At 36.3% G+C, this 12,208-nt stretch carries 13 protein-coding genes; 5 read left to right on the forward strand and 8 right to left on the reverse strand.

Features of this window, described 5'->3' with window-relative positions:
* Positions 1-57: 57 nt before the first annotated feature.
* Positions 58-738 (reverse strand): ribulose-phosphate 3-epimerase, encoded by a 681-nt coding sequence (gene rpe, locus AAGD59_RS05110; RefSeq protein WP_015589163.1) that lies wholly within the window; start codon positions 736-738, stop codon positions 58-60.
* A 102-nt stretch (positions 739-840) separates the two neighbouring features.
* Complete coding sequence (locus tag AAGD59_RS05115) at positions 841-1,269, reverse strand: zinc-ribbon domain-containing protein (protein ID WP_010962781.1); 429 nt, start codon at positions 1,267-1,269, stop codon at positions 841-843.
* Positions 1,270-1,342: 73 nt separating this feature from the next.
* Between AAGD59_RS05115 and dapD the strand changes: the two genes are divergently transcribed.
* Positions 1,343-2,173: a 2,3,4,5-tetrahydropyridine-2,6-dicarboxylate N-succinyltransferase gene (gene dapD / locus AAGD59_RS05120; protein WP_015589164.1), complete on the forward strand. Its 831-nt coding sequence runs from the start codon at positions 1,343-1,345 to the stop codon at positions 2,171-2,173.
* A gap of 6 nt (positions 2,174-2,179) precedes the next feature.
* Here dapD and AAGD59_RS05125 read toward each other — a convergent pair whose 3' ends face one another.
* Both AAGD59_RS05125 and AAGD59_RS05130 read right to left on the reverse strand, forming a co-directional pair.
* Entirely contained in the window at positions 2,180-2,464 is a 285-nt protein-coding gene (locus AAGD59_RS05125; protein ID WP_010962783.1) for a DUF2610 domain-containing protein, read from the reverse strand.
* Positions 2,465-2,836 carry a hypothetical protein gene (locus AAGD59_RS05130; RefSeq protein ID WP_041573529.1) on the reverse strand — a complete coding sequence of 124 codons (372 nt, stop codon included), beginning with the start codon at positions 2,834-2,836 and terminating at the stop codon, positions 2,465-2,467. It abuts the gene before it with no gap.
* Between the two features lie 101 nt (positions 2,837-2,937).
* Between AAGD59_RS05130 and AAGD59_RS05135 the strand changes: the two genes are divergently transcribed.
* A complete protein-coding gene (locus tag AAGD59_RS05135) occupies positions 2,938-3,987 on the forward strand; it encodes a class I SAM-dependent methyltransferase (protein ID WP_015589166.1) in 1,050 nt (349 codons plus the stop codon).
* Between the two features lie 377 nt (positions 3,988-4,364).
* Here the strand turns inward: AAGD59_RS05135 and terL are convergent, their stop codons facing one another.
* The 3 genes from terL to AAGD59_RS05150 all read right to left on the reverse strand — a co-directional run bounded on the left by terL (position 4,365) and on the right by AAGD59_RS05150 (position 9,034).
* Positions 4,365-5,816 (reverse strand): phage terminase large subunit, encoded by a 1,452-nt coding sequence (gene terL, locus AAGD59_RS05140; RefSeq protein WP_265027851.1) that lies wholly within the window; start codon positions 5,814-5,816, stop codon positions 4,365-4,367.
* Between the two features lie 849 nt (positions 5,817-6,665).
* Positions 6,666-8,240, reverse strand: a complete 1,575-nt coding sequence (locus tag AAGD59_RS05145) for a penicillin-binding transpeptidase domain-containing protein (protein WP_015589167.1) — start codon at positions 8,238-8,240, stop codon at positions 6,666-6,668.
* Positions 8,195-9,034 carry a polysaccharide deacetylase family protein gene (locus AAGD59_RS05150; RefSeq protein WP_015589168.1) on the reverse strand — a complete coding sequence of 280 codons (840 nt, stop codon included), beginning with the start codon at positions 9,032-9,034 and terminating at the stop codon, positions 8,195-8,197. Before AAGD59_RS05150 ends, AAGD59_RS05145 begins: the two co-directional genes overlap by 46 nt.
* 329 nt (positions 9,035-9,363) lie before the next feature.
* Here AAGD59_RS05150 and AAGD59_RS05155 point away from each other — a divergent pair, with 329 nt between their 5' ends.
* The 3 genes from AAGD59_RS05155 (at position 9,364) to AAGD59_RS05165 (ending at position 10,865) form a co-directional block, all read left to right on the forward strand.
* Positions 9,364-10,023, forward strand: a complete 660-nt coding sequence (locus AAGD59_RS05155) for a RadC family protein (protein ID WP_012673223.1) — start codon at positions 9,364-9,366, stop codon at positions 10,021-10,023.
* A 103-nt stretch (positions 10,024-10,126) separates the two neighbouring features.
* Positions 10,127-10,459 (forward strand): helix-turn-helix domain-containing protein, encoded by a 333-nt coding sequence (locus AAGD59_RS05160; RefSeq protein ID WP_041582615.1) that lies wholly within the window; start codon positions 10,127-10,129, stop codon positions 10,457-10,459.
* A gap of 34 nt (positions 10,460-10,493) precedes the next feature.
* Positions 10,494-10,865 (forward strand): helix-turn-helix domain-containing protein, encoded by a 372-nt coding sequence (locus AAGD59_RS05165; protein ID WP_041582616.1) that lies wholly within the window; start codon positions 10,494-10,496, stop codon positions 10,863-10,865.
* Between the two features lie 136 nt (positions 10,866-11,001).
* Here AAGD59_RS05165 and AAGD59_RS05170 read toward each other — a convergent pair whose 3' ends face one another.
* A complete protein-coding gene (locus AAGD59_RS05170; protein WP_012673224.1) occupies positions 11,002-12,084 on the reverse strand; it encodes a hypothetical protein in 1,083 nt (360 codons plus the stop codon).
* Between the last annotated feature and the right edge of the window lie 124 nt (positions 12,085-12,208).

Consider the following 12,208-nt stretch of genomic DNA (forward strand, 5'->3'; position numbering starts at 1 on the left):
ACGAATTTGTTGTTTTTCAAATTGTAGGTAAACCTAAGCCACTTTAGCTATATAGGGTCACAACGATGGATTTTTAAGATCGTTTACGGCTTTCTTAATGTCTTCAGCCTTGAATATCGCCGATCCCGCAACTAAAATATCTGCACCTGCTTTTATTATATCAGCTGCGTTAGAAAAGTTAATTCCACCATCTACTGAAATTTGTGTTTTAAGATTACGCTCCTGTATCATTTTTTTTATAGTAGATATCTTGTTCAACTGTGAATGAATAAATTCCTGCCCTCCAAAGCCAGGGTTGACTGTCATAATCAGCACAATATCTAGCTCATGTATTATATATTCAAGCACACTTGGGGAAGTTGAAGGAACAATTGAGACTCCAGCTTGAATCGGTTTTTTTGCATCGTTTACATTTTTGTATGACTTTATCTTTCTTATCAACCTCTCAAGGTGTATCTCTGCTTCTGCATGTACAGTGATAATATCAGCACCAGCATTTATAAAGCTTTCAATGTGGTTACCAGGAGATTTGACCATTAAATGCACATCAAAAGGAAGATTGCTATATTTACGTATTGCAGAGACAACGCTAGGACCAATTGTAATATTTGGAACGAAATTCCCATCCATAACGTCTATGTGTATGTAATCTACACCTAAATCGCTAATTTTTCTTACTTCTTCTCCTAATTTTGCAAAGTCTGCTGAAAGTATAGAAGGTGCAATTTTAATACTCATGAGCTGCCTTTTTTACTAAAAAATAACTTATTTTTAAACTCTGTCACCCTAAACACCATCTAAGTAGCTAGAGAAGCTGGATACCGATATCGGTATGCCTATTTAACTAGATCTTAAATTAGATAAAAAAAGGTAGTCTTGATAAAACTTATTTACAGCAAGTTTTTTTACATTTGGACTTTCTGTTTGTTCTTTTTTGTACCCTAATTTATAGCTTATTGAATCCTTGTATAAACTGATCGTTTTGTATGCTTTGTTCATCTCTCTAGGAAAGATGCCATTAGCAATTACGACGCATAACCCTGTAGCTGTTGCAAAAGCTAGAGTGGTAAATGCTAGATTTTGTAAAAAATTCCTTCCACTAACTTTTTTTTCCTGTATATTAGCAGAGTGCGATTTGTTTGACACTTCTTCTAGATATTCATGCCATATGTGATTGCAGTTCGTACATTTTACCTTTCTTCCAGATGCACCTATTTGCTTAGGAGATACTAAGTAAGTTTTAGTACAACTATTACATTGTATTTTCATAGCACTTACATATAAGTAGTAACAAGCCCAAATGATACGAGCTACAAATTTAATATCAATATATATATAACAAATGGAAGGTTTGCAACTAAAAAAAACACAGAGTGAGATAGAAGATATTTGGAAAAATAGAGAAAAATTTAATGACTGTAATCTAAAGAAAACAGCAAGAATAGCAATTAAAGAGGTAATTGAGCTCCTTGATAGTGGCAAAATTAGAGTAGCAGAAAAGCTATCAAGTGGAGAATGGGTAGTACATAAGTGGATAAAGCAGGCAATATTATTACATTTTCTCACCGAAGAAAATAAAATAATAGATAATACTAATTGCTGGTTTGACAAGATCGGTAACAAATTTAGTGAATGGAATGAGGAGAAATTTCGCCAGTTAAAAATTAGAGCAGTTCCTGGGTGTTTTGTTCGCCGATCTGCTTATATAGGTACAAATGTTGTTCTAATGCCAAGTTTTATCAACGTTGGTGCATATGTTGATTCAGGAACAATGATAGATACCTGGTCAACGATTGGTAGCTGTGCGCAAATAGGAAAAAACTGTCATATTTCCGGTGGAGTGGGAATAGGTGGAGTTCTTGAGCCTATTCAAGCTTCACCTGTCATTATAGAAGATAATTGCTTTATTGGAGCACGTAGCGAAGTGGCCGAGGGTGTGGTAGTGAGAGAAGGATCAGTCCTTGGCATAGGTGTGTTTATTGGGGCATCAACAAAGATTATTGATAGAGAAACTAGCAAGGTATTTTACGGCGAAGTGCCACCTTATTCTGTAGTGGTACCAGGGTCTATTCCATCTAAAAATAATATTTCAACCTATTGTGCAGTCATAGTAAAAAAAGTGGATGAAAAGACGAGATCGAAAATCTCTATAAATGAAATATTGAGGGATTAAACTATCTTACTCCTTGTCGTCACTTTTTTTATCATTATTACTAACCACAGTAATGGCATACGCGCATAACTCTGAGAAAGAGACTCCATTTTCTTGAGATAGTTTATATAATTTTTGTAGACTTTCTTTTACTTTATTAGGAATATTCCCTCCACGTTCTTTTACAAGCCAGGAATCTTGATGATGAATTGGATGAGCATCACTTTTTGGATTTCCTATGTATATTGCAAAAGGTGAACTTTGTCCTTTGAAGTCACATTGTACAGTAAATTTTTTTATAGATTCAGCCATCTAAAGACCTCTACTTTTCTTTTTGGTCGATTTTATAGCAGGTGGAAGAGGTGGTTTCTTTATAAAATCTTGTCTATTGACAACACTTTCTCTACCTTCCAAAGCTCGGCGAACATCAGCTCTGCTTAATTGCGACTCTTTTGCTACCTTCATTCCATGCTTTGCCATAATATTAGCATATGCTAGTACTTTTTTTACCAATGCTAGATCACCATCTAGCATTTGAACTAGCACTTGAAACACTTCCGCTAAAGTTAGCCCATCAGCATTTATAACCTTGTTTTCTATAAAATTGACAGCTTCTTCAAATTTGTATTCAATACTATCATCTTGAGCTATAAGGACAACATAATCGGTGTTTTTGTCGTCCATAACTGAAGCACTATTACTCACAAACTTAAGTGTATACTATATATATAAATACTCTACTATTTTATATTATGGCACGCTATAGTTAAACATTTATTAATAACATGCTCACTTATATACACGAATTAATTGACAAAAGTCAAGGATCAATATCCATCAGTGATTTCATGAATGCCGTTTTGTACCATGAAAAATACGGCTATTATACAAGTAAATTACCGCTTGGTAAGGATGGTGATTTTACTACCGCACCTGAGATCAGCCAATTATTTGGTGAAGTAATTGCAGTTTGGATAATGCATACATGGGAAAAATTAGGAAAGCCATCAAAATTTTCTCTAGTTGAACTTGGGCCAGGCAAAGGAACACTCATTCACGATATAATAAGAGTCACTAAAAAATACAGCAGCTTTTTTAATTCAATGTTGATCCACTTAGTTGAAATAAGCCCTACTTTACGGAAGATACAAAAGGAAAAATTAAAAAGCTTAGATGTTAATTGGCACAAAAATATTGACAACCTACCAGAACAACCAACCATTTTTTTAGCAAATGAGTTCTTTGACGCTCTTCCGGTAGATCAGTTTGTTTACCGCGATGGGCAGTGGTATGAAAATATGGTGACAAAACAAGATGATGGCAGTCTCTTGGTGTCATGCCAGTGCGTGACACTGGAATCCAGAAAAAAAGAATCATGGATTCCAGTGTCAGCTACTCAGATGACAAATGGAAAATTCTTTAATGGTGCAGTGGTGGAAATATGTTCAGTTGGGGTTGAAATATTAAAAAAACTTGAGAAGAAGATATATAATAATAAAGGAGCTGCTTTGATTGTAGATTACGGTTATGTATACCCCGCATATAAGAGCACTTTGCAATCGATAAAACAACATAAGTATGCTAATTTTCTTGAGAATGTTGGTAATAGTGATATTACCGCACTTGTGAACTTTCAAGCGTTAAGAGATTCATTAAAGCATGTAGATTGTGAGATTTTAACTCAAAGGGAATTTTTATATCTTTTTGGCATAAAAGAAAGAACCCAGGCTTTAATGAAAAGCGCAAGTGATGAACAAAAGAATAGGATCTTTAGTGAATTCCTAAGGTTGACTGAAAATATGGGCACTCTTTTTAAAGCAATGCTATTGATATAGCTAACCCAAGAAAGGTTTCCCTACGTCATACCGCCGCGATATCTCAGCATAGATTCCGCTAACGAGTAGCGGAATGACGAGCTTATTGTCATGCCGCCGCGAACCGTCATACCGCGATTCATTCGCGGTATCTCAGCCGCTAACAAGCAGCAGTTCTACGTCATACCGCCGTGGTATCTTTTAGCATAGATCCCGCTAACACGTAGCGGGATGACGAGCTTATCGTCATGCTGCCGCGAACCGTCATACCGCCACGAACTGTCATACCACCACGAACCGTCATACCGCGATTCATTCGCGGTATCTCTAGATCCCGCTAACAAGCAGCGGGATGACGGTTGTCTCCTAGCTGTCATCCCAGTACTGGTAGACTCAAATCACAATGCTCGTATAGCTGCAACCCTGGAGGTACTGTTTCTCACCCACTGGAGATATTGCACGGTACTATCTACTTGATCATCGTGGCGCGTTTCTGGAAACATTAAAATTTCATACTCAAAATCATTTAGCCATACTGCTTGATGCGGCAAAATAATCCTGCCAGACTCTATCATCGGAGCAATCCGGTGGAATCGAGCGAGCTTACCATCATGTGGCACTATTTCGATAATGGGCAAATGACTGTTTGCCTTCAGCTCTTGTGCTAATTGCTGACCACTTGTTTTGGCTTCGATCAAAATCGCGTGTGGTGACCATCTTGCAGCTAGTGATAAAACTTGTTCTTTAAGCTTTGGATACTCAAGCTTTGCGCGATATACATCAAGTAAATAGAATTTATTATCTATTTTTGCCCAGGTGGTGCAGACACTAAAGTTGCTCATGTCGCTTGTTGAAACCGCAGTATCCCAACTTTGTGTTATATGCGAGAGATTATCAGGAAATTTTTTATAGCGTTTCAACCACTCTGGTTTAATTATACCACTTGAAAGCGGCAGAGGGTTTTGTTGATATTGAGCAGCAAAAGCGTAACTCCCAAGTTCAACCTTTATCATCTCAATTTCTTCTTTTCCTCCATCTAGGGGATATAGCAACTGACTTTCTTCTCTTGAATATAATATCCTTACAGGTGACGCTGGTTTATTATATAATCGCCTGGTCGCACAGTGCTGAGCTACTCGGATGACAGGAACGGGAGGCATTGGCTTTTTGATTGAATAAATAACCTGCTTATTTTCAGAAATCATTGGCAAACAAATATGATGCCATATGTTTTTTGGCTTGGAGAGAAGGTGTCCAGTTAAGTCCTCCTGGTGTAGCCTGTGCATTACAAGAACGATGACTCCTTTTTTTCTATCGTTCAGCCTGGTTACTAAAGTCTGATCAAACCAGTTTATGGCACGCTTTCTAAGCGTTTCACTCAAAGCTTGAGCAGAACTGAGCGGATCGTCCACAATGATAAAATCACCACCTTCACCAGTTAGTGTTCCACCAACTGATGTTGCGATTCTGTATCCTCTCTGCACTGTTTGAAATTTATATTTGGTATTCTGGTCTTTGGATAGTTCTATCTCTGGAAATAGCGCTCTATACCAACTAGACTGCATCACGCACCTGGTGTCGAGCGAGTGCTTTTCGCTGAGCCGCTGAGAATAACTTGCAACTATTATTCTCGCAGTTGGTTGGTTTCCCAGTATCCATGCGGGCCACGCAACGCTTATGCACATGGACTTCATCGAGCGCGGAGGCATATTGAATATTATTCGTTTCACTTCACCAGCGCTCGCTGCTTCCAGCCTATCTGCTATGACTTTTATATACTGATAATCGTTATACTCACACCCCGGCACTACCGTTTGAAAGCACAGTTCAATGAATTTTAGAAAGTTCATGATATAATGTTGAAACCAACGCGTGACGCTGGGATGACAAAAAAAGGAGCACTGAAGGCTATAGGTGAGACGTCGCGGTATCTCTAGATCCCGCTAACAAGCAGCGGGATGATGAATTACTATGCCGCCGCGAACCGTCATACCGCCGCGGTATCTCAGCCGCTAACAAGTAGCGGAATGACAACAATCCTACGTCATACCGCCGCGGCGCTAACAAGAGATCCCGCTAACAAGCAGCGGGATGACGAATTACTTAACCATCATCTACACCGTCATACCGCGATTCATTCGCGGTATCTCAAAGCATAGATCCCGCTAACACGTAGCGGGATGACGGTTGTCGTTTAGCCATAAACATTAAGAAATTTACCAAATGAAAAAAAAGGCAAAAGAAACCCTGGGGTTATTATCCGCTTTAAAATATTGGCGTTTTTTATGTTTTAAACGCTTGACAAGCGAGATTCAGCCGCTTTTAATTGCAACTAACTTACGCTGCAAATGTTTAAGAAATTTACTAAGCAGAAAAAAAGACAAAGAATCCCCGAGTTAGCTAGTCTTTTACTATCTCTGTCGAGTATTGGCATTTTTTGATGTCTTGTAACGCTTTATAAGCGCGTTCAGCTTATTTAGATAAAAATCTAGATGTAGATGAAGTTTTGTAAAGACATACAGTATCTATATACTGCAAAAAATTGAACATAAGACGCCGATACATTAAGTAATCCTTACCTTTTAATCTGCAGATCGGCGAAAGCAAATACAATAGCTTCAGTTTTATGATAAGGGGGCTGGCGAAGGGTGTCAAGTAAGTTTTTTCGTTTCTATTCCCAATAAAAGTTTGTTATATGGTTATGCAAGAAGTTTAATACTCATAGTTTCAAGCATATACTGAAATATCTCATTAGCAATTGCAACATCTTGGCGTGGGGCTTTGCCGTGTTCTATAAACACAGAGATTGCATAGCGCGGGTTATGGTAAGGGCCATAGGCGATAAATAACTTATGACTTTCGCCCTTAGAGTTTATTTCTGGTGTACCGGTTTTGCCAGCAATTTGTATACCGCTTAGCCCTTTCTTATAGGTTCCAGTTTTAGAATTCACCACATCAAACATAGCTTTTCGAACTATGCTAAGATGCTCACAATCCACATCAATATCGGGAAAATCTTGTATCGTTTTACTCATCTCAATGTGGGGAATTACCTCTTTTCCTGTTGCAATCCTCGCTGCAAGAACTGCAAGCTGTAGTGGTGTTGTAAGCATATACCCTTGTCCTATAACTAAGTTGATAGTGTCACCTAAATACCACTGCGAATATAGCTTTCGTGTACGCCAATCTCTATCTGGCAACAACCCTGGAGCTTCTTCTTTAAACGTTCCAATCAGTGGCCCACTTCCAATACCAAATTTTCTGGCCATTTCTACTAGAGAGTCTACACTTATTTTTTTCCCTATATTATAAAAGTAAGTGTTGCATGATAATGCCATTGCCTCATTTAAAGATACATACCCATGGACTTTGCTTTTCAGACAACGAAATTTCCGCTCACCTATTTTCATATAGCCCTTGCACGAGAATTTCTCTTCTGGTGTTATTATCCCGTCTTTTAAACCCGCAAGCGCAACTATTACTTTAAATATTGAACCAGGTGGAATTTGATATGATAACGCACGATTCACAAGCGGTAATGAAGGAGCATTCAAGTTTTCCCAAGTCTCATTTGATAGCCTGCTAGCAAAAAGATTATTATCGTAAGAAGGTGAATTATATAATGCTAAAATTTCTCCATTATTTACATCAATTACCACTGCGGAGCCTTGGTGATCTTTAAATACCTCTGCGGTTTTCTCTTGCAGATTAATCTCAATTGTCAGTTGTACATCTTGTCCGTCTTGTTGTGGTATGCTTGATAATTCTTTTATGACGCGTTTTTTAGAATTTATTTCCTGCTCAGATTTTCCTGACTTGCCTTTCAATATATGATCATATGTATATTCAATACCGCTGATTCCTACTTCGCTTATGCCTTGCTGTCTTTTTGTATATCCGATTACATGAGAACACATTGAACCAAACGGGTAATAACGTTTATAAAGAGCAGTTATTTTTTCTGACGATTTTGCTATTTTAGACTCGACTTCTGATAATGTCTGCAAATCAACTTCCTTACCAGAACCATCAAACAAAACAACATACGAAATTTTGTTTACCGCAAGTTCAATGCTATTCCTATCTAAAATTTTGCCCCGCTTAGGCATAATAGTAGCAACTCTTATTCTATTACTATTAGATAGTGCTTCGTACTTTTGTCTGTTTCGTATTTGTAAATTATATAACCTGCAACTAAAAACCGCAGAAATGGTAAGCTGAATACCACCTAATATGAATGCTCTGCGGTTAAAGACTTTGTTTTTTGTCCACATAACATTCCTTCAAAACACACTTTTTTCCCCTCTTTTATTGTTACACTTCTGGCTTTTACCGTATTACAAACCCTTTTTTCCCACTCACTTAAGGTCACAAACTTATAATCTGATTTTTTTAGTATTTTAATAATATGAGGTAAAGCTTCAATTGTGTTTGACCTGTTATTGTGATCATGAAACAGTATAACTGCTCCATTATGTACATTACTTAAAACTCTTTCAACTAAAGTTTCTGGCTTATCACCTTGCCAATCTAGCGAATCAACTGTCCATAATATTGAATACATATTTAATTGATCAGTATTTTCAATCAGATTATCGTCATAACATCCATATGGCGGACGAAACCATTTTACATCTTGTTTTATTGCATTTTTAATTGCTGTATTTGTCTTTTCCAATTCTTGCAATTGTTCCTCACTTGAAAGTGATGTCAACTTCCTATGCGACCAAGAGTGATTGCCTAACTCATGACCTGATTCATGAATTTTCTTTACTATTTCAGACGTTTTTTCATTTATACGTTCACCAAGCACAAAAAATGTTGCTTTTGCTTCATAGCTTTCCAGAACATTAATAATATCGTTTATTCTATTGTTGGAAGGTCCATCATCAAACGTAAGCGCAACAAACTTATCGTCGTTATTCAATAATTTTTTTATATTACTTAAATTTCTATATGATAGATCTAGATTACAACTGAGCCCACAGTATGGTAAATTAAAATTACAATCACTACAAAAAGCCGTACTTGAATATAGTAAGAAAAAAGTGATTATCCTTATAAACATTTGTAATCAGCAAAGTGATAGAATACTACACTTTTTTGCTAAGTTAAGCCATCTTTAATTGCTGTAGCCTTTACTTCATCGCTTCTTTAATATATTATATTAACAATTTTATATAATATATTATGATTGCAAATATAAATACCGTTGCGCTTCAGGGAATTAGCACAGTAAATGTCAATGCACAAATTCATATGGCAAATGGTATTCCAGCTTTTAAAGCAACAAGGACAACATTGCAAATTTAGAGTTCAAAAGGGTTATTCCTCGAGAACTACTGCGTCAGAAAGCTGGCGTTGAATTTGTATATAATGTTGACCTTGGAGGTTTTTATGAATAATAGTGAGAGAAAAGAAAAATTGGAAACTCGCATTTTATCAAGTAGAGGCAGGTCTTTACTTGACCATGAGCTACTGGAACGTACTCTATCTGAATGTGAAGAAGGAAGAGAAGTGGCCAAAAAGCTAATAGAGCTCTTTAGTAGTTTAGGAAGGGTAATTAACGCTGACTTTCATGAGCTAAAAAATGTTACAGGAATGAATGATGGAGCAATAGCAAGTATCTTTTGTCTGAAAGAGATTTTCGATAGGATACTGAAAGGTAAGTTAAAAAAGCTGTCGATTCTTGATAACAGAGAAGAGCTACTAAAATACTTTAAAACAGCAATAGGGCAGTCACGAAAGGAAAGCTTGCGAGTAATATACTTAGATCGAAGTGGTCATTTGATATACGAGTATATTCAAGACTGTGGAACTATAGACAGAGTACCTCTATATGTGAGAGAAATAATCAAACAGGGATTACTGATCGATGCATCATCTATTGCAATTTCACATAATCATCCAAGTGGAGATACAGAACCATCAAAGGAGGATGAGGATAACACACTTACATTAGCTGCAACCTGTGAAAATGTAGGGATGAAATTGATAGATCATATAATCGTAACACAGAAGAGCCACTTTAGTTTTTATGACAGTGGTTTATTGTAATCTGTAGACTGGAAGGAGAGTTCTCTAGCTCTCCTTCTTTTTTTTCACTTCATAAATTAAAAAATTCAATATAAGCTTGAACAGCTAAAATTAGTAATGAAAGGTGGAATTAGGCAAAAAAATAAAAGAACTTAGATTATACTGTGGTTTAACACAAACTGAGTTGGGAAAGAAAATAGGCGTTTCGTATAGACAAATACAAAGGTACGAAAATAGTTCAAACCAAATTTTGGCCAGTAGGCTATACGACTTAGCAAAAGCACTATCGATTAATGTGGCTGATTTTTTTACTGATGTGCATGTCGACTCACATGAAACTTATGATGAAGAAATACTAAAATTAGTCAAAGGATATAATGAAATTAAAAGCAAAAGGTTACGTAGCGTAGTTTATATATTGGTAAAATCTTTTTCTCAAAGTTACAATGAGAGTTAGTATTGCTTCAATACCTCAGTTAATATATTAATAAATGATTGTACAAGATGAACAACATCCTATTGATAAACAAATAGGTGAAAGAATAAGGAAGAGAAGGTTAATATGCGGTTTTAGCCAAAGAGACTTAGGAAAAAAGCTCGGAATTTCATTTCAGCATATACAAGGATATGAAACTGGAGAGGTAAGGCTTGTAATTGATAGATTGTATAATTTGGCAGAAGCTTTGTCCGTTGATATGTCATATTTTTTTACCAAAGCTTCTGAAGACTTACACGATAAGGCCTTTTGTAGCGATGTGGGTAGTGAAGAAATATCAAGGCTAGTGAGGGAATACAGGAAAATTAAGGATGAAACGTTGCGTGATATTGTGCATTCAGTGATAAAAGCGCTTGCCAATAAATAATATTGCCTGAATATATCTTCAATCCACTTCTACAAGCAATGCTAGTTAAGGTAAATTTTTTATGGTAATTTTGATTAAATTTCAAGAACTACTTTACTTTGCAATAATTATGGCTATGTAAAAACATAGCCACCAATCAAGAACGTCCTACAGATGTCGTTTTGGTATCTTTTAATTTGCTCACCCAAGAAAAGGTCTCACTACTTTTAGAATTTTGGTCGCCCCACCTTCCACATCTAGTAAAGCTGCCTTTTTCCACTACTTCTTTAACAGACATTCCACCAAATAAACAACCCTTTCCTACGATTTCTCCTATTTCTTGCAACTCGTTCCACATTTCTTCATCTTCTACCTCAACTTGTACTTGATGATAGTCTTCTGTGTCATGATATACCATTAAATTTAGCTCTCCTAGGCTAGTGCAAAGTGTTACTGTAAAAGCGCTGTTATCGGATATATCTACGTAATTTCTTTTACCGTCTTTCCCAGTTTTGACCTCAACTTCACCATCACCTATTTTTATGATACTACCGCCAAGGTTTAAGTCTCCTTTACTTAAGCCCAAATTTTTTGCACCTTCTACAACTTTGGCAACATCAACTATGCAGCTATGTGAAAATTCAATATAGAAGGTCTTATTATCGATTTCTACATCTTCAACAGTTCCTTCTATAGTAGCGTCTTCTCCAACTTCCCTAAGTTTCTTGAGCCTACTATATATTTGTGGCTCAATTTCTTTTTGCACTTTTTGATACATTTCAGCTATTTTCTTATCAACTTGTACATTAAAATCTGCTCCATGTAAGGCTAACTTTCTGATTATATCTTCTTGTTTATTTTCTTTGAATTCATCACGATACATCTTAAACATTGTAACGTTAGTGAAGCTAAAGCCATCTTCGTTGCGAGCGTTTACTCTTATTCCTAAATCCAAAGCTTCATCGACGATTTTACTTAATTTGTCTAGATTTTCAGCTGCAATAGCTTTTTCCAAGAATTCATTTAATTTCACATTTTCATATTCACTTAGCCTTATCTTGCATAAAGCTGATCGAAATGGATTGAGCTCCTCAGGATATGTTAAGACAGGTAATTTACTAATCTTTTTATTTGCTGTTGGAGCAGCTTTTATAAAATTAGGTAATAACCCTTCTTTTGCTATTCGCTCTACCGCTTTTAACATTTTACTAGACAATTTTTTACCATTTATTTTTTTCATTGTAACCCTCACTTAATTTCATTACTATTCGATCATATCGTGATAAATATTATTTAATTGTTAATATTATACGACTTATTGATTTACTATATATTATAATAACAAGTTTTGCGGGCATCTACAC

The sequence above is a fragment of the Wolbachia endosymbiont (group A) of Cephus spinipes genome, from assembly GCF_964026895.1.
Lineage (GTDB): Bacteria > Pseudomonadota > Alphaproteobacteria > Rickettsiales > Anaplasmataceae > Wolbachia > Wolbachia pipientis.